Source organism: Bradyrhizobium zhanjiangense (assembly GCF_004114935.1).
GTDB lineage: Bacteria > Pseudomonadota > Alphaproteobacteria > Rhizobiales > Xanthobacteraceae > Bradyrhizobium > Bradyrhizobium zhanjiangense.
Genome location: NZ_CP022221.1, coordinates 117128 through 135434, shown reverse-complemented (window position 1 = coordinate 135434; position 18307 = coordinate 117128). Strand labels below are relative to the sequence as shown.

Here is an 18307-nt window from a genome sequence, read left to right as displayed (position 1 = left end):
CACAAAGCTTAACGCGCGATTAGGAGGTGCGGCATTCGCCGGTCGCAGTTCCGCTTCTGAGGCGCCGGAGCTAGGATCGCCCGCATCAAGAAAGAGGGAACTCGCATGGGCCATATCGATCCAACCAAGGAGATCTTCGCGCAATTCCGGGACAACGACCGCCCGGGCCCGATCCACATGCTCAACCTGGTGCGGTTGCGCAAGGAGGCGGCCTATCCGGACGGCCGCAAGGCGAGCGGCGCGGAAGCCTATGCGGCCTATGGCCGCGAGAGCGGCCCGGTGTTCGAGCGCCTCGGCGGCCGCATCATCTGGCAGGGCAGGTTCGAGCTGATGCTGATCGGTCCGCAAGACGAGCGCTGGGACCATTGCTTCATCGCCGAATATCCCAGCGTTGCTGCCTTCGTCGAGATGATCCGCGATCCCGTCTATCGCGAAGCGGTCAAGCATAGGCAGGCAGCGGTGGAGGATTCGCGTCTGATTCGGCATGCAGTGCTGCCGGTGGGGAAGAACTTTGGCGAGATACCGACGTAGTCCATAGCGTGGGCAAAGCGCCGGAGTGCGCGAATGCGCATTCCGGCGCGTGCCCACCACGTCTCATGCGATCGTGGAGAGATGGTGGGCACGGCGCTGCGCGCCTATGCCCACCCCACCCTACCGAGGCCAACACTAACCCGACGGCCCGGTGTCTGCGATGATCGGTCCGAACAGCTCCCAGCGCTCGCCGTTGAACTTCATCATCTGCATCTGCTTGTTGATGCGATAGTCGTTCGGGCCCGTAGTGATCTTGATGCCGGGCAGCGCCAGGCTCGGCGTATAGCCCTTGATGCCGGCGACCTGCTTCATGACGTTCTCACGCGTCAGGTTGTCGCCGCATTGCTTCAGAACCTGCACCAGCAGCTCGGCCACCGAATAGGCGTAGGTGTTGACGGTGTTGAGCTTGTCGCCTTCCGGAAAATACTTGTCCATGAAGGCGAAGAAGGCCTTCACGCCCGGATCGTCCTTCCACTGGGGATCGCCGGGGTCCTTGCCGTAATTGGTGGAGATGATGCCCTTGGAGATGTCGAGGCCTGCGGGTTTCAATGTCGCCGACACCGGGCTCGCATTGATGTCGAGGATATGCACCGGGGACCAGCCGAGGTCGGCGAGCTTCTTGATCGCCTGCGCTGCGAATTTCGGCGTCGACGCGTCGTAGAACAGGTCGGCGCCCATCGATTTCAGCTTGACCACCTGCGAGTCGACGGTCGGGTCGGTGACCTCATAGGAGACCTCGCCGACGATCATGCTGGCGGCCTTGTCGCCGAGACCGCTCTTGAGGCCCGCGAGATAGTCGCGGCCCATATCGTCGTTCTGATAGAGCACGCCGATCTTGGCGTTGGGATGATTGGCGAGAATGTATTTTGCGTAGATGCGCCCCTCGGACACGTAGTTGGGATTATAGGCGATGGTCCAGGGATAGTTCTGCGGGTCGTTGAACCGCGCCGCGCCGGTCGAGGCGAGGAGCTGTGGGATCTTCTTGCCGTTGAGATATTTCTGCACGGCGGCGTTCGCAGCGGTGCCGATCAGCTGGAAAGTGAACAGCACCTCGTCGCCTTCGACCAGCTTGCGCACCTGCTCGACAGTCTTCGGCGGCGAATAGGCGTCGTCATACTGGATCAAATTGATCTTGCGACCGTTGATGCCGCCCTGATCGTTGATCATCTTGAAATAGGCGGCCTGGGTCTTGCCGATATTGGCGTAGACCGAATAGGCGCCGGAGAACGGGACGGTCTGGCCGATCTTGATCTCGGTGTCGCTCGCGCCGGTGTCGTATTTCTTCTGGGCGAGGGCTTGGCTCGCGGAGAACGCGAAGGCGAGCGCCGTCGTGGCAGCTAGGAAGGCTCTGCGATTGGTCATATTGGGTCGTTCCTCCTGACGGAATTTTCGATCGATGGTCTTTGTCCGTTGATTGCAACGGTCGCCATCGCTGCCGAAGATTGTGGAGGAACGTTCGCCGCCGCGCAAGGATCACGGCGCTGCGCCGTAGCGCCTCAGGCCAAAAGCTAGGCCAGGAACAATGCCACCAGCGCAATCGCCGCCGGCAGCGCCTGCACCATCAGGATGCGTGAGCTGACGGTCGCGGCGCCATAAGCGCCAGCCACGATCACGCAAAGCAGGAAGAACGCCTTGATCTGGAACGCGAAGGCAGGATTGCCGTGAACGAGACCCCAGATCAGGCCGGCGGCGAGGAAGCCGTTATAGAGGCCCTGATTGGCGGCCAGCACCTTCGTCATCTCGGCCTTGTCAGGCGTGTTGCGAAACACCTTCAAGCCCAGCGGCTTGTCCCAGAGAAACATCTCCAGGATCAGGAAGAAGACATGCAGGATGGCGACCAGCGCCACCAGAAGATTGGCGATCAAAATCAAGTTGAGCTCCCCCAAAAGCGTCAGCTTTCGGGTGGACGTTAGCACGGCCGGCATGGCAAGTGCGACGGACGTATTTCGATGCAACGGTGCCGCAATGCCCGCTCGATCAACCAAAACGCCTGAACGCTTCGGTCTCGATCGCCTGGCAACGCCGATCGGCATCGCGCTGCTCGTCACCGACGCCGAGGGCGTGTTGCGCGCGCTCGATTGGGAAGACTACGAGCACCGTATGCGCGAGCTGTTGCGGCTGCATTATGGTGCGGTGGACCTCCGCGATCAGCCTGCACCGACGCAGATGCGGACTGCGCTGTCGGGCTATTTTGAAGGCGACCTCGGCCGGCTCTCGGCCATCGCATGGCGCATCGCCGGCACGTCGTTCCAGCAAAAGGTCTGGACGGCGCTCGCACAAATCCCCACCGGGACCACGATGAGCTATGGCGCGCTCGCCGCAAGGATCGACATGCCCAAAGCAATTCGCGCCGTCGGCCACGCCAACGGCTCCAACCCGATCAGCGTGGTGCTGCCCTGCCACCGCCTGATCGGCGCCGATGGCTCACTGGTGAAATACGGCGGTGGCCTCGAGCGCAAGCGCTGGCTGCTGCGGCATGAAGGGGCGGAGGTGTAGTCCGGCCGTCATTCCGGGGCGCCGCGGAGCGGCGAGCTATGGTGCGCAATTGCGCACCTGAGAATCTATGGCGCCACCGACTCTGCGGATGAATGGATTCCGGGCTCGCGCTACGCGCGCCCCGGAACGACGAGGGTCACGCCGCCGGCTGCACCGCCTTGTCGCCGGCCATCACATGGGTTAGCGCGCTCTTGATTGCGGCCTGCCGTGTCGGCGCGTTGATCTGCGCGCCCAGGAGGTCGGTGACGTAGAACACGTCGCGCGCGCGCTCGCCGAAGGTCGCGACATGGGCCGAGGCGATGTTGAGGTTGAGCTTCGAGATCGCGGTGGTCAGCTCGTAGAGCAGGCCGGGCCGGTCGAGGCCGGAGACCTCGATCACCGTGTAACGGTCGGACCATTGGTTGTTGATGGTCACTTCCGGCTCGATCACGAAGGGCTTCGCCTTGCTGCGCACGGTGCGCCGCGCCACCACTTCCGGCAGGCGCAGCTTGCCCTCCAGCACGTCCTCGATCATCTCGCCGATCCGCGTGGCGCGCCTCCCCTCGTCCTCGTCGCGGTCATATTCCCGGGAGATCGAGATCGTATCGAGCGCGCGGCCGTCGGTGGTGGTGTAGATCTGGGCGTCGACGATATTGGCGCCGGCCGAGGCGCAGGCGCCGGCGATGATCGACAGCAGCCAGGGATGGTCGGCCGCGAAGATCGTGAGCTCGGTGACGCCGCGCACCTCGTCGAAGCCGACATTGATCGCGAGCTTGTGGCCGGCCTGCTCGCTGGAGCGGACGAAGCGGGCGTGGCGGATCTTGCGCGGCAGCTCGACCTTGAGCCAATAGGCCGGATAGTGCCGGCCGATATAGGCATCGAGCTCATCCTCCGGCCATTCGGCGAAGGCCATGCGGAATTCGGCGTAGGCGGCCGCGAGGCGCTTGCCGCGATCGACTTCCGAGAAGCCGCCGGTCAGCACCGGCTCGGTCTCGTAATAGAGCGAGCGCAGCAGCTGCGCCTTCCAGCCGTTCCACACGCCCGGGCCGACGCCGCGGATATCGGCGGTGGTGAGAATCGTCAGCAGCTTCATCTGCTCGACCGACTGCACCACGGCGGCAAAATTCTCGATGGTCTTGCGATCCGACAAGTCGCGCGACTGCGCGACCGTCGACATCGTCAGGTGTTCCTCGATCAGCCAGGCCACAAGCTCGGTATCGGCCGGACTGAAGCCGAGCCGCGGGCACAGCCGCCGCGCCACCTTGGCGCCGGCGATGGAGTGATCCTCCAGCCGGCCCTTGGCGACGTCGTGCAGCAGCGTCGCGATGTAGATCACCGCGCGGTGCTCGGGCCTCGTCTTGCGCATGAGGTCGCTGGCGAGCGCGAACTCCTCGATGCCGCCGCGCTCGATGTCCTGGAGGAAGCCGATGCAGCGGATCAGATGCTCGTCAACGGTGTAGTGATGATACATGTTGAACTGCATCATCGAGACGATCTTGCCGAAGGCGCGGATGAAGTGACCGAGCACGCCGGTCTCGTTCATCCGTCGCAGCACGGTCTCGGCGTCGTTGGAGGTCAGGATCTCCATGAACAGCCGATTGGCCTCGGGATTCTCGCGAAGCTGCCCGTTGATCAGGCCGAGCGAGCGCGTCACGTCGCGCATCGCATCCGGATGAAAGGCGAGGTTGTTCTTCTGCGCCAGGCGGAAGATCCGGATCAAATTGACCGGATCGTGCTTGAAGACATCGGGCGCAGCGATGTTGATGCGGTTGTTGTCGACGATGAAGTCGTCGCTATCAGGCACGCGCCGCTTCACGGTGCTGGGCCGCAGCCGCGCCATCATCCGGCTCAGCACCGGCGCCGGCTTGGCCTGCTGGTCCTCGAGCTTGGCGCAGAGGATGGCGGTGAGGTTGCCGACTTCCTTGGCGACCAGGAAGTAGTGCTTCATGAAGCGCTCGACGTCCTGCATGCCGGGATGCGAGGTGTAGCCGAGCCGGACCGCGATCTCGCGCTGCAGGTCGAAGGAGAGGCGCTCCTCGGCGCGATTGCAGTAGAAATGCAGATTGCAGCGCACCGACCAGAGGAAATCGGCGCAGCGGCGGAAGCTGCGATATTCCTGCGCGTCGAACACGCCGCGCTCGACCAGCTCATCGGTGTCGCGGACGCGATAGACGTACTTGGCGATCCAGAACAGCGTGTGCAGGTCGCGCAGGGCGCCCTTGCCGTCCTTGACGTTGGGTTCGACCAGATAGCGCGACTGGCCGCCGCGGCGATGCCGCTCCTCGCGCTCGGCGAGTTTTGCGGTAACGAATTCGGACGCGGTGCCCTGCACCACCTCCTTGTCGAAGCGCTCGACCAATTCGTCATAGAGCGGCTTGTCGCCGGTCAGGAAGCGCGTCTCCAGGATCGCGGTGCGGATCGTCATGTCGCCGCGCGCCTGGCGGATCGATTCGTCGACCGAGCGGGTGGCGTGGCCGACCTTCAGCCCCATGTCCCACAGGCAGTAGAGGATGGCTTCGGCGACCTGCTCGCCCCAGGCGGTCTGCTTGTAGGGCAGGATAAACAAGAGATCGATGTCGGATTCGGGCGCCATCAGGCCGCGGCCATAGCCGCCGGTCGCCACCACCGCCATGCGCTCGGCGCCGCTCGGGATCGGCGAGCGGTAGAGATGCCGCGTTGCCGCTGAATAGAGGACGCGGATGATCTCGTCCTGGACATGGCACAGCCGCTCGGCGCAGCGCCTTCCGTGACGGTCCTTCAAAAGGATCGCCTGTGCCGCGGCGCGCGAGGCGATCAGCTCAGCCTTGAGCAATTGCGCCATGGCCGTGCGGAACGTGTCCTCGCGGCCCTCGTGCTTTTCGGCGAGCGCATCGACCGCGGCGGTGATCCGCGCGGTGTCGAAGCGGTCATCCGTCTCTGGCTTCTTTTCAATCGCGACGCTGTCCATGTCTCACCGGATATAAGAGGCGGCAGGCGCTGTCACCCGCCATTCTCTGGCAATAGCCGTTCCATGCTGGAAAGCTGCGGCTTTGCGCAAATCTGTTCTCGGGCCGCGCGCTCGCAAGGGACGGATTTTCTCGTTGACCTCTAGCTATAACTCATTGAAAAACAATGAAATTTTTGAGGAGTCGGGCATGGCCAGGATTACACGACGCATTCTGTTGGCGGGAGCTGTGACGCTCGCATTGACCCCCGCGGCCTAGGCGGCGGACCCGCTCAAGGAAATCCGCATCGACTGGGCGACCTACAATCCGGTGTCGCTGGTGCTGAAGCTCCTGGAGAAAGAGTTCGCCAAGGACGGTATCACGGTCACCTGGGTGCAGTCGGCCGACTCCAACAAGGCGCTTGAATTCCTCAACGCCGGCTCGATCGACTTCGGCTCGACCGCGGGCTCGGCCGCGCTGGTCGCCCACATCAACGGCAACCCGATCAAGTCGATCTATGTCTACTCGCGTCCCGAATGGACAGCGCTGGTGACATCAAAGGATTCCAAGATCGCTGGCGTTGCCGACCTCAAGGGCAAGCGTGTCGCGGTCACGCGCGGCACCGATCCGCACATCTTCCTGGTGCGTGCCCTGCTTGGCGCGGGTCTCACCGAAAAGGACATCACGCCGGTGCTGCTCCAGCACGCCGAGGGCAAGACCGCGCTGATCCGCGGCGACGTCGATGCCTGGGCCGGTCTCGATCCGATGATGGCGCAGGCTGAGGTCGAGGAGGGCGCAAAGCTGTTCTATCGCAAGGCCGATGCCAACACCTGGGGCATCCTCAATGTGCGCGAGCAGTTCTTGACGGACTATCCCGACATTGCGCGCCGCGTCCTCGCGGTCTAGGAGGAGGCGCGCAAATATTCGCTGACGAATTACGACGAGCTGAAGAAGATCTTCATCGCGGTCACGAAACTGCCTGAGGCTGTCGTCGACAAGCAGCTCAAGGAGCGCACCGAGCTCACCCACAGCCGCATCGGCGCGCCGCAACGCGAATCGCTTCTCGCCGCCGGCCTTGCCCTGCAACAGGCCGGTGTCGTCGATGCCAAGATCGACGTGAAGGCGACGCTGGACGCCCTGATCGACGACCAGGTCCCGCTGCCGACGAATTAGTTCGCAGGGAAGAGGCACGCGCGCAGCAAATTCCGCCGTCGTCCCGGGCAAGCGTAAGCGCAGACCTGGGACCCATCACAGGGAGTGGTTGTGGCGTGAAGACGGTCACTCCGAGTCCTCGCAACCACGTCTTCCTGTGGCTAGGGTCCCGGATCGGCGCGCGCTGGAGGCGCGCTTGTCCGGGACGACAATGGAGATTGCCTCGCGCCCTTGCATTCCCCGACCAGACGCGGTTCCTACCGGCCATGATCTCCCACGCGCCAGTGCTGCAACGATCATCGGAACCAACCGAGAGCGCGGCCGCCTGGCGCTCGACCGGATCAGCAAGACCTATCCCAACGGCGTCGAGGCGCTGGCGCGTTTCTCCGCCGAGATCAGGCAGGGCGAGATCATCGCCATCATCGGCGGCTGCGGCTGCGGCAAGTCAGCATTGCTCCGCGCCATCGCCGGCCTCGATCGGGCCAGCTCGGGCACGGTGACGCTCGACGACGAGGCGATCAGTTCGCCGCATGCCAATGCTCGACGAGCCGTTCTCCGCGCTCGATGCCTTCACCCGCAGGGATCTGGAGGATCATCTGTTCGACCTCTGGGCCGACACGCAGCCGACCTTGATCCTCGTCACGCATGTGCTGACGTTGCTGACGTCACTCGATCGTTCCCTCGACCGTAGCGTACCCGACCGTGACGCAACCCAGGGTCCCGGTCAGGCCCTGTGGTGGTGACAATCCGCCTTCAAGCCGGTACATCGAGGAGCAATCTTTCCGGGAGAGAACGAACATGGACGCTGCCCAATTGCGCCAGATGCAGGCCCCGCTCAAGGAGCGCTACAAGACCGATCCGAAGGCTGCGCTGATCACGCTGAAGGCCAAGGGCTCCACCGACAGCGATGGCATCGCCTGCAAGGTCGAAACCGGCCGCGCCATCGCGATGGCTGGTCTGCATCCCGCCACCGGCGGCTCCGGCCTCGAGCTCTGCTCCGGCGACATGTTGCTGGAAGCGCTGGTCGCCTGTGCCGGCGTCACGCTGAAATCGGTTGCGACCGCGATCGAGGTGCCGCTTAGGACCGGCAATGTCTATGCCGAGGGCGACCTCGACTTCCGCGGCACGCTCGGCGTTGACAAGGAGACCCCGGTCGGCTTCGCCGAGATCCGCCTACGCTTCGAGGTCGACACTGATGCGCCGCAAGACAAGCTCGATCTGTTGCTGAAACTCACCGAGCGCTATTGCGTGGTCTATCAGACCATCAAGAACGGCCCGAAGGTGTCGGTGTCGATGCAGCGGATGTGACTCTCTTACCCTCCCCTGGGGGGGGAGGGTCGATCGCGCGCAGCGCGAGCGGGGTGGGGTGATCTCTCCACTCGGGCACCGTCTCCGTCGAGAGACTGTCACCCCACCCCGCCGCATATTTCGCTGCGCTCAATATGAGCCGACCCTCCCCCTCCAGGGGAGGGTAAGAAGCCAAAAATGTCCCCCGACATCCACTTCATCTTCTTCCTTCTCCTGCGCATGGCGATCGCGGCGGCGTTCGTCGTGACGGCGTCGATCATCACTGAACGCTCGGGGCCGGTGATCGGGGCGCTGGTGGCGACGCTGCCGATCTCGGCGGGACCTTCCTACGTCTTCCTCGCGCTCGACCATGACGCCGCCTTCATCGCGCAAGGCGCGCTGTCGAGCCTTCCGGTGAACGCCGCGACGATCGTGCTTGGCCTCTGCTATGTCGTGCTGGCGCAGCGGAACAATCTGCTGGTGAGTGCAGGCAGCGCGATAGCGGTGTGGATCGTGCTGGCCTCCCTCATCCGCCTGTTCGACTGGACCTTGACGGCCGGGCTCGCCGTGAACCTGATTGCCTTCGGCATCTGCATTCCGCTGCTCGCTAGGTACCGCCACGTGAAGATGCCGTTGGTCACGCGTCGCTGGTACGACATTCCGTTCCGCGCCGCGCTGGTGGCGACACTGGTCGCGATCGTGGTTTCGACGTCGGGCTGGGTCGGCCCGCGGGTGTCCGGCATCATCGCGCTCTACCCGATCGTCTTCACCAGCATGATGGTGATCCTGCACCCGCGCATCGGCGGCCCGCCGACCGCCGCGGTGCTCGCCAACTCCGCCTGGGGCCTGCTCGGGTTTGGTATGGCGATCGCAGTGATGCATCTCGGCGCCGCAAACTTCGGCTCCGCGATCGGCCTCAGCATGGGTCTCGCCACCTGCATCGTGTGGAATCTGACGCTTTGGTGGAACGGGCGAAGGAAGCGGCTGGCGGTGGCGTGAGCTTCGTACCGTAGGGTGGGCAAAGGCGCGCATTTCGCGCGCCGTGCCCACCATCTGCCTGCGGATTCGCCGTTGCATGGTGGGCACGGCGCTTTGCGCCTTTGCCCACCCTTGTAATAGCGCAATCAGATATTGTCGGCGTGTTCCGTGAGGAATGGCCTGCCGCGGCTGCAACCCGCGGCAGGCCGCTGGCGATCGGATCGCGCCCACCCTGAGCAGTTTGTGGCTGCCCCGTAGCAGGATCGCGCCAGCACCTTCATCGGACCCGGATGGTTGCCGGAACAATCAGGTTCGCTTCACAAGGCAGGGTCGACGAAGATGGCACAGACTAGCACGACGACAGCGGGAATCGATACGTCCAAGGCGAAGCTCGACATTGTAGTTCATGGTCGAGACGAGGGTTGGGAGGTCGCCAACGACCTTCCCGGTTGGCGGAAGCTGGTGCAGCTGCTGACCAAAGCTGGCGTCAAGCGAGTCGGGATCGAAGCGACCGGCGGTTACGAGCGTGGGGTAGTGGAGCATTTGCGTGCGGCCGGCGTCATCGTGCTGGTGCTGCAGCCGATCCAGGTCAAGGCGTTCGGCCGCTCCCGATTGCGTCGCGCCAAGAACGATACGCTGGATGCCGCGCTGATTGCTGCCTGCGCGGCATCGCTCGAAGAGGTGAGGAGTGCGCCGGATCCGCGCTTGGCGGAGCTCGCCGAGCAGCTCACCTTCCTCGAGCAGATCGAGGACGACATCAAGCGCTTCAAGACCCGGCTCGAGCATCTCGAGAAGCCTCGGCTACGCCGCATCGTGCTGGATGACATTGCCCGGTTGAAGGCAAGGCGGCTCTCCCAAATCCGTCACCTCGCCAAGCAACTACGCGCTCACCACGATCTCGCTGTCCGCCTTGACCTCGTGATGAGCATTCCCGGGATCGGTGAGCGCACGGCACTGGCCCTCCTGGTCCGCATGCCTGAACTCGGCCGTGTCAGCCGGGAGGAAGTCGCAGCCCTTGCCGGGCTGGCTCCCTTCGACAACGATAGCGGGCAGTACAAGGGCCAACGCCGTATCGCCGGCGGCCGCGCTCGCCTGCGTCGCTCTCTGTTTGCGGCAGCCCTGCCTGCGGCCTTCCGCTGGAACAAGGCCGTCATGGCCCTCTATGCCCGCCTGACTGCGGCCGGAAAGGCTCACAATGCCGCTCTCATCGCATGCGCGCGCAAGCTGCTCATCTATGCCAACACCGTCGTGCAACGCGGAACGCCGTGGACTGAAAAACTCCTCGGCGTTTAATGGTTGCTACGGCACTATGACTGCTTCGGCAGTTTCGCCTTCAACGCATACAGCGCATCCAGCGCCTCGCGAGGCGACATCTCGTCGGGATGTAACGCCTTCACCGCTTCCATCAAAAGCTCCGCTTCGCTCGGCGGCGCGGCTTCCGCGGCGGCGCGCGAAGGCACGGCGAACAGCGGCAGATCGTCGGCGAGCGCGCGCGCGGTCTGGCCGCGGTCCTGGGCCTCCAGCTTCGCCAACACCGACTTGGCCCGCGTGATCACGGCCGGCGGCAGGCCGGCGAGCTTGGCGACCTGGATGCCGTAGGAGCGGTCGGCCGAGCCCGGCAGCACCTCGTGCAGGAACACGACATTGCCCTGCCACTCCTTCACCCGCACGGTGGCGTTGAACATGCGCGGCAGTTTTGCCGAGAGCGCGGTCAGCTCGTGATAGTGCGTCGCGAACAGCGTGCGGCAGCGATTGCTCTCGTGCAGATGCTCGATCGCGGCCCAGGCGATCGAGAGTCCGTCGAAGGTCGCGGTGCCGCGGCCGATCTCGTCGAGGATCACGAGTGCGCGCTCGCCGGCCTGGTTCAGGATCGCCGCGGTCTCGACCATCTCGACCATGAAGGTGGAGCGGCCGCGGGCGAGATCGTCGGCGGCGCCGACGCGCGAGAACAGGCGATCGACGATGCCGATCCGCGCCCGCGTCGCCGGCACGAAGCTGCCGATCTGCGCCATCAGGGCAATCAGCGCGTTCTGGCGCAGAAAAGTCGATTTACCGGCCATATTGGGACCGGTGAGCAGCCAGAGCTGGCCGGACTTCTGTCCGGGCGCCGGCGACAGATCGCAGGCATTGGCGATGAACGGCTCGCCATTGCGCTTGAGCGCCTGCTCCACCACGGGATGGCGGCCGGCCTCGATGGCAAAGCCGAGCGAGGTATCGACCTCGGGCCGCACATAGTTCTCGTCGACCGCGAGCTTGGCCAGCGACGTCGCGACATCGAGCAGCGCAAAGCCGTGCGCGGCGGCGCGCAAATCTTCACTGATCTCGAGCGCCTTGGCGGACAGTCGCTCGAAGATTTCGAGCTCGATCCCGAGCGCACGGTCGCCGGCATTGGCGATCTTGGCCTCGATCTCACCGAGTTCGGAGGTCGTGAAGCGCACCTGGCCAGCCAGCGTCTGGCGATGAATGAAAGTCGCATTCAGGGGCGGCGACATCAGCTTGTCGCCGTGCTGCGCGGTCACCTCGACGAAGTAGCCCAGCACGTTGTTGTGCCGGATCTTCAGGGCCTTCACGCCGGTTTGGTCGGCGTAGCGGGCCTGCATCGAGGCCACCACCAGGCGCGAGGCATCGCGCAGATTGCGGGCTTCGTCCAGCGCGGGCTCAAAGCCTTGACGCACGAAGCCACCGTCGCGCTTGATCAGCGGCAATTGCTCGTCGAGCGCGCTGGCAAACTCGGATGCGACCTCGCGCGACGGCTTTTGCAGCGCCGTCATCACCGCCGCGATCTCGTGCGGCGGCTGGTCGAGCTCGCCTAGCCGCGCCAGCGCCTGGTCGGCTGCGATGATGCCGTCGCGGATGCCGGCGAGGTCGCGCGGTCCGCCGCGGCCGACCGAGAGACGGGCCAGCGCCCGCGACATGTCGGGGGCGCCGCGCAGGATGCTGCGGATGTCTTCGCGCGTTGCCGAATCGGCAACGAAGGTGCTGACTGCGTCGAGCCGCCGCGCGATCGCCGGCGCATCGGTCAGCGGCGCCGCCAGACGCTGCGCCAGCAGGCGCGAGCCGGCCGAGGTCACGGTGCAGTCGATGGCGTCGAGCAGCGAGCCACGGCGTTCGCCGGCGAGCGTGCGCGTCAATTCGAGATTGGCGCGGGTGGCGGGATCGATCGCCATGGTCGCGCCCGAGGCCTCGCGCGCTGGCGGCGACAGCGGCGGATGCTTGCCGACCTGGGTGCGGTCTACATAGGTGACGGCGGCGGCCGCAGCCGTGGCTTCCAGCCGCGTGAGCTGCGCCAGCCCGTCCATGGTCGCGACCGCGAAATAATCGCACAGCCGCTTTTCGGCAGTGGCGCCGTCGAAGACGTCGCGGGTCAGCGGCGTCACCGCCGGCAGCTCGCCCAGGGTCTGTCCGAGCTCGCTGTCGTTGTAGAGCGCGTCGGTGACGATCGCCTCGTTCGGATTGATGCGCGCCAGCGTCGCGGCAAGCTCGCCGCTAGAGCATTCGGTGACCATGAATTCGGCGGTCGAGATGTCGATCCAGGCAAGGCCAAAGCGGTCGCCGCCGGCGGAGGAGCGGGCGCGCGCGATCGCCAACAGGTAGTTGTTGGCGCGCGCATCCAACAGCGTGTCCTCGGTCAGCGTGCCCGGCGTGACCAGCCGCACCACGCCGCGGCGGACCACGCTCTTGTTGCCGCGCGCTTTCGCCGCGGCGGGATCCTCGGTCTGCTCGCACACCGCGACGCGGTGGCCGGCTGATATCAGGCGGTGCAGATAATCCTCGGAGCGCTCGACCGGCACTCCGCACATCGGGATGTCGTTGCCCTGATGCTTGCCGCGCTTGGTCAAGACGATGCCGAGCGTCTTGGAGGCAATCTCGGCGTCCTCGAAGAACAATTCGTAGAAGTCGCCCATCCGGTAGAACAGCAGCAAGCCCTGATGCGCCGCCTTGATTTCAAGGTACTGTTCCATCATCGGCGTCACGCGCGCGGCGGCTTCCGCTGGCGGAGCGGGCGTGGATTCGGGCTCTGGCGCGGGAATGGGCTGTTGCATTGTCATGGGCGGCGCAACCTACAAAATTTCGTCCCTTGCTCCTATCGCTTTGGCCGGAGAGGCGAGGTTTTCCACGTTGTCCGCACCGCGGCATGCGTGGCGAACGGCAGGCCCCTGCAAAACGCACGCGAAACCGTCAATTGACCTGCCGCGGGCGCCCTCTTAAAACTCCGCGGACATTGAAGAATTTGGGCCGGATCGCGGCATTCAGGGAGAACAACGATGCGTGACGTCTTTATCTGCGATGCCGTGCGGACCCCGATCGGCCGTTTCGGCGGCTCACTCGCCAAGGTGCGCGCCGATGACCTCGCCGCTACCCCGATCAAGGCGCTGATGGCCAAGCATCCCAATCTCGACTGGGCCCAGGTCGACGAAGTGTTCTTCGGCTGCGCCAATCAGGCCGGCGAGGACAATCGCAACGTCGCACGCATGGCGCTTCTGCTTGCGGGCTTGCCGGATTCGGTTCCCGGCCAGACCCTGAACCGGCTCTGCGCCTCCGGCCTGGATGCGGTCGGCGCTGCGGGGCGCGCGATCCGCTCCGGCGAGATCGAGCTTGCGATTGCCGGCGGCGTCGAGTCGATGACCCGCGCGCCCTTCGTGATGGGCAAGGCACAGGAGGCATTCTCGCGCTCTGCCGAGATCTTCGACACCACGATCGGCTGGCGCTTCATCAATCCGCTGCTCAAGGCGCAGTACGGCGTCGATGCGATGCCCGAGACCGGCGAGAACGTCGCCGAGGAATTCCAGGTCGCGCGCGCCGACCAGGATGCCTTCGCCATCCGCTCGCAGCAGCGTGCGGGCGCGGCGATTGCGGCCGGCTATTTTGCGGAAGAGATCACGCCGATCACGATTCCCGGCGGCAAGGCCGGCCCCATCACAGTCGACAAGGACGAGCATCCGCGGCCCGAGACGACGTTGGAGGGCCTCGCCAAGCTGAAGCCGATCGTGCGCAATCCGGGCACGGTCACCGCCGGCAACGCCTCCGGCGTCAATGACGGCGCCGCCGCGATGATCCTCGCATCCGAAGCCGCAGTGAAGAGGCACGGCCTGACGCCCCGCGCACGCATTCTCGGCCTCGCCTCGGCCGGCGTGCCACCGCGCATCATGGGCATTGGACCTGTGCCGGCGACCCGCAAGCTGATGGAGCGGCTCGGCAAGAAGATCAGCGATTTCGATTTGATCGAGCTGAACGAAGCTTTCGCCTCGCAGGGCATCGCCTGCATGCGTCAGCTCGGCGTGCCTGATGATGCCGACTTCGTCAATCCGCATGGTGGCGCCATCGCGCTCGGCCATCCCCTCGGCATGAGCGGCGCCCGTCTCGCGCTCACCGCCGTGCATGGCATGGAAAAGCGCGGCGGCAAGCTCGCGCTGGCCACCATGTGCGTCGGCGTCGGCCAGGGTGTCGCGGTTGCGATCGAGAAGCTGAATTGAGGTCTCCCCCTCTCTCTCCCCGTTCTTACGGGGAGAGAGAGAACGACTGCGTCAATAGCAATACGACACGCCGTCCAGTATCGCGCACTGCCGCTTGTTCGGTGCATTGGGATCGTCCAGCGGCACGATGCCCTTGCCCTGGCCGACGAACACGCCGGGCCCGACATGCACCGAGCTCTTGTTGCCGATGATCACGCTCGGATGCGGCGTCGAGCTCGAGCGGGTGCCGTCCGGCCAGATGATGGCATCGCCCGAAAGCACCCCGCGCCGCCCGTCGTCGCAGTTCACGTCAACGCCCTGCCGGGTGCAGACCTGCGCCATCGCCGGCGTGGCGAGGGCGACACCCAGGGCCGAAATCAGGCTCAGCGCAGTGATGGTCTTGCAGACGGTCATGGCATCCCCCTGGCGGTTTGGCGTCCTCACGTGAATCGTCGCCCCAAACCCGCCGCAGGTTCAGCTGACGGGCGGATCGGGCGTCGATCGGCATCAGATATTCTCTCGTAAATACAATATGTTGCGGAAAATTCGCCCGATTTACCCGCGATCCCTTGCAAAATCGTCGGCGCCCCTTCAAGAGAGGGCGCTCCGGAGAGATGGCCGAGTGGCTTAAGGCGCACGCTTGGAAAGCGTGTGTGCGGGAAACCGTACCGTGGGTTCGAATCCCACTCTCTCCGCCATTGCCCGATTTTTTACGCTAGCTCACGATTTTCTACGATTTCGTACGATCGATGGGGGCGGCTCGCCGCGCGATGTGCGCTATCTTACGGCCGGTCTTTCTCCAACAGATAAAGCGGTCCGTGAAGCCAATCTCGCCCATCATGCTGCGATCGCTCAACAAGGAGCTAGCGGTCACTGTCATGAAGGAATAGCTTTGGTTTAGCGCGATCTCGCGCGCGTCGGCATCGTCAGGATCTTGCCGTCGTCGATAAGATTGCTGCAGACCTCCTTTAAAGCTGCAACGACTTCGCGGGTGGCGCGGCTAACGGGCCGGCCCCGCGGCAGGGCGAGGACGCGGTCGGCGCGCATCCATGGCAAGAGCGCCGCCGACAGGGTGCCGGCCGCCACTTCCTGGTGAATCCCCGAGAACGGCAACAGCCCGTAGCCAAGTCCCGAGCCCACGATCTGTTTCATCGGCGTGGTGCTCTCGACCCGCAAGGAGAACGGCACGTCTGGCGGGAACGGGTTGCGGCTGAGTGGTACGACGGCGGTCGGCAGATCATTGACCTCCTTGCGCGTCAGCCGGCCGCGCTTGAGCCTGGGATCGCGCGGCGGACCGATCAGGAAGACCGGCTCGACCACCAGCGTTTCGTAGTCGAGATGGTCGTTGGGTTGCGGCGTGGTGACGATGGCGAGGTCGAGCTCCGCGCGCAGCAGATGATCGCACATCGTCTCGGTCAGGCCCTCGCTCAACTCCAGCCGGACGCGCGGAAAGCGCGTGGTGAATATCTTTGCCAGCGGCGCGTAGAAGTTGTCGGCGAGGCTCGAGGGCGCTCCCAGCCGCACCGTGCCGCTGGGCTCGCGGTTTTCCGTGCGTACCTCCGCCTTGACGTCATCGATGGCGCCGAGCAGCCAGCGCCCGCGCGCCAACAGCACCTTGCCGGACTCGGTTACCGAGACGCCGCGCGCGCCGCGCTCGAGCAAGGCGCCTCCCAATTCGTGCTCGAGTTCCTTGACGTGGCGGCTGAGCGCCGACTGCGCGACGTTGAGGGCGCTGGCCGCGGCGCCGAAGCCGCCGCGCTCGGCCACCGCCACGAAATAGCGAAGCTGCCGCAGGTCCATTCCATCCTCCATCTCGATCTGAGATGGAGATCATATCAAACATATTCTTGTGAGATACTAAAAACCGGGCAGTCTGCTGCCAAAAGTAGATCGAGAGGAAACGAGCATGGACATCGCCGCGGAAGCGCCCCGCCGCACGTCGGTACTTATCGTTGGCGGCGGACCGGTTGGCCTCGCCATGGGGCTGTTGCTCGACCGCTTCGGGATCGACGCCGTCATCGTCGAGAAGAGCCCGACCACGACAGATCATCCGAAATCGCGCGGCTGCTGGGTCCGCACCATGGAGATCTTCCGGCAGTGGGGGATCGAGCAGGCGATCCGCGACCGCGGGCTGCAGGATGAATCCGACATGTTCGTGCAGGTCGAAAGCATCGCCGGCCGCGAGATCAGCCGGTCGCGCCCGGAGCCCAATCTCGGGCAGACGCCCGCGTGGAAATGCCTGGTGGCGCAGGATGCGGTGGAAGAGGAGATCTACCGGGTCATCGAGCATTCCAACCTGGTGCAGGTGCAATTCTCGACCGAATTCGTCGGCTTCGAGGAAGTCGAGGACGGTGTCATCTGCGAGATCCGCTCGATTGAAACCGGCCGCAGCGAACATTGGCACGCCAGGTATCTGCTGGCCTGCGACGGCGCCGGCAGCCAGACGCGCCGGGCCGCCGGCATCGACATGGTGGGGCCGGCCTGCCTGTCGGTGCTGCAGAACGAATACTGGCGCGCCGATCTTTCGCGCTTTCCATTGGCGCGCGAGGCCGCCGGCTATCAGGTCTACTCAAAAACGCCGGGCGTGCCGCCGCGCGCCGGCATTCTCAACACCAACGGCCGCGACCGCTGGCTGTCCATCATCCAGATCGGCGAGCAGAAGGACGATCGGCCGCGGCCCTGGACCGATGCCGAGATGATCGAGATCATCCGCGCCCATGTCGGCGTTCCCGATCTCGAAGTGACGTTGCTCAACCGCTCGGTCTGGCGCATGAGCAAGCAGGTCGCGGCGAGTTTTCGCAAGAGCCACGTGTTTCTCGTCGGCGATGCCGCGCATCGCTTTCCGCCGACCGGCGGTTTTGGCCTCAACTCGGGCGTTCAGGACGCGCACAACCTGGCCTGGAAGCTCGTCTATGTGCTGCGCGGCTGGGCGTCGGAGAAGCTGCTCAACAGCTACGATCTCGAACGCCGGCCGGTGGGGCAATCGAACGCGGATTTCAGTTTTGGCAACATGATCCGCTTCCGGCGGATCGACGAAGCCGTCCGCTCCGGCAACGAGGATCACATCCGCTTCTGGGTGAACGATCTCGACAACCATTTGCACAGCATCGGCCAGGCGCTCGGCTTCACCTATGAAGAGGGCGCGGTCATTCCCGACGGCACGCCGCATGGCGGGCATCTGACCCGCGTCTACCGGCCGTCCGACCGGCCGGGCGGACGCTTTCCCCACATGTGGCTCGACATGCCGCGCAAGCGCTCGACGCTCGACTGGTTCGACAAGGAGTTTACAGTCGTTGCCGGTCCGCAAGGCGAGGCGTGGCTCGAGGCCGGCCGCAACGTGTCGGCGAAAACCGGGCTGCAGCTCAATTTGCAGCAACTCCCCCACGCCCATCCCGCCGACGGCATTCAGATGGGACCGCGCGGCGCGGTGCTGGTGCGTCCCGACGGCCACGTCGCCTGGCGCATGCCCTACATCCCCTCCGATCCCGCGCGCTAATTGGCCGGCGC

Annotated in this window: 13 protein-coding genes, 1 tRNA gene and 2 pseudogenes; 10 read left to right on the top strand and 6 right to left on the bottom strand. The window is 64.8% G+C overall.

All coding sequences use genetic code 11. The features are described 5' to 3' along the window. Nucleotides 1–105 precede the first annotated feature (105 nt). The gene (locus tag XH85_RS00650; RefSeq protein ID WP_128930311.1) at nucleotides 106–531 is read left to right on the top strand and encodes a DUF1330 domain-containing protein; all 426 of its coding nucleotides are present in this window, start codon (nucleotides 106–108) and stop codon (nucleotides 529–531) included. A 135-nt stretch (nucleotides 532–666) separates the two neighbouring features. Here XH85_RS00650 and XH85_RS00645 read toward each other — a convergent pair whose 3' ends face one another. Beyond that, the gene (locus tag XH85_RS00645) at nucleotides 667–1893 is read right to left on the bottom strand and encodes an ABC transporter substrate-binding protein (protein ID WP_128930310.1); all 1227 of its coding nucleotides are present in this window, start codon (nucleotides 1891–1893) and stop codon (nucleotides 667–669) included. Nucleotides 1894–2039: 146 nt separating this feature from the next. Next, on the bottom strand, nucleotides 2040–2456 hold the full coding sequence (locus XH85_RS00640; protein ID WP_206734833.1) for a DUF1304 domain-containing protein: 417 nt from the start codon (nucleotides 2454–2456) through the stop codon (nucleotides 2040–2042). 40 nt (nucleotides 2457–2496) lie between these two features. Between XH85_RS00640 and XH85_RS00635 the strand changes: the two genes are divergently transcribed. Then, the gene (locus tag XH85_RS00635; RefSeq protein ID WP_128930309.1) at nucleotides 2497–3027 is read left to right on the top strand and encodes a methylated-DNA--[protein]-cysteine S-methyltransferase; all 531 of its coding nucleotides are present in this window, start codon (nucleotides 2497–2499) and stop codon (nucleotides 3025–3027) included. 136 nt (nucleotides 3028–3163) lie between these two features. Here XH85_RS00635 and XH85_RS00630 read toward each other — a convergent pair whose 3' ends face one another. Further along, nucleotides 3164–5953: a [protein-PII] uridylyltransferase gene (locus XH85_RS00630; protein ID WP_128930308.1), complete on the bottom strand. Its 2790-nt coding sequence runs from the start codon at nucleotides 5951–5953 to the stop codon at nucleotides 3164–3166. Nucleotides 5954–6140: 187 nt separating this feature from the next. On the opposite strand from XH85_RS00630, the pseudogene XH85_RS00625 reads away from it, so the two are divergent. From XH85_RS00625 to XH85_RS00605, 5 genes and pseudogenes are all read left to right on the top strand, one after another. Further along, nucleotides 6141–7103: pseudogene (locus tag XH85_RS00625) on the top strand (aliphatic sulfonate ABC transporter substrate-binding protein). Between the two features lie 304 nt (nucleotides 7104–7407). Next, nucleotides 7408–7825: pseudogene (locus XH85_RS00620) on the top strand (ATP-binding cassette domain-containing protein). Nucleotides 7826–7880: 55 nt separating this feature from the next. Next, on the top strand, nucleotides 7881–8390 hold the full coding sequence (locus XH85_RS00615) for an OsmC family protein (RefSeq protein ID WP_164934821.1): 510 nt from the start codon (nucleotides 7881–7883) through the stop codon (nucleotides 8388–8390). A gap of 177 nt (nucleotides 8391–8567) precedes the next feature. Beyond that, nucleotides 8568–9368: a hypothetical protein gene (locus XH85_RS00610; RefSeq protein WP_128930306.1), complete on the top strand. Its 801-nt coding sequence runs from the start codon at nucleotides 8568–8570 to the stop codon at nucleotides 9366–9368. A gap of 318 nt (nucleotides 9369–9686) precedes the next feature. Then, entirely contained in the window at nucleotides 9687–10640 is a 954-nt protein-coding gene (locus tag XH85_RS00605; protein WP_128930305.1) for an IS110 family RNA-guided transposase, read from the top strand. 14 nt (nucleotides 10641–10654) lie between these two features. Here the strand turns inward: XH85_RS00605 and mutS are convergent, their stop codons facing one another. Then, nucleotides 10655–13396 carry a DNA mismatch repair protein MutS gene (mutS, locus tag XH85_RS00600; RefSeq protein WP_128930304.1) on the bottom strand — a complete coding sequence of 914 codons (2742 nt, stop codon included), beginning with the start codon at nucleotides 13394–13396 and terminating at the stop codon, nucleotides 10655–10657. A gap of 216 nt (nucleotides 13397–13612) precedes the next feature. Between mutS and pcaF the strand changes: the two genes are divergently transcribed. Then, complete coding sequence (pcaF, locus tag XH85_RS00595; RefSeq protein WP_128930303.1) at nucleotides 13613–14821, top strand: 3-oxoadipyl-CoA thiolase; 1209 nt, start codon at nucleotides 13613–13615, stop codon at nucleotides 14819–14821. 51 nt (nucleotides 14822–14872) lie between these two features. Here the strand turns inward: pcaF and XH85_RS00590 are convergent, their stop codons facing one another. After that, entirely contained in the window at nucleotides 14873–15214 is a 342-nt protein-coding gene (locus tag XH85_RS00590; RefSeq protein ID WP_128930302.1) for a hypothetical protein, read from the bottom strand. Between the two features lie 194 nt (nucleotides 15215–15408). On the opposite strand from XH85_RS00590, the gene XH85_RS00585 reads away from it, so the two are divergent. Beyond that, a tRNA-Ser gene (locus XH85_RS00585) sits at nucleotides 15409–15498 on the top strand. Nucleotides 15499–15697: 199 nt separating this feature from the next. On the opposite strand, the gene XH85_RS00580 is transcribed toward XH85_RS00585, so the two are convergent. Next, complete coding sequence (locus XH85_RS00580) at nucleotides 15698–16600, bottom strand: LysR family transcriptional regulator (protein WP_164939670.1); 903 nt, start codon at nucleotides 16598–16600, stop codon at nucleotides 15698–15700. 106 nt (nucleotides 16601–16706) lie between these two features. Between XH85_RS00580 and XH85_RS00575 the strand changes: the two genes are divergently transcribed. Then, complete coding sequence (locus XH85_RS00575) at nucleotides 16707–18296, top strand: FAD-dependent monooxygenase (protein ID WP_128930300.1); 1590 nt, start codon at nucleotides 16707–16709, stop codon at nucleotides 18294–18296. Nucleotides 18297–18307 lie beyond the last annotated feature (11 nt).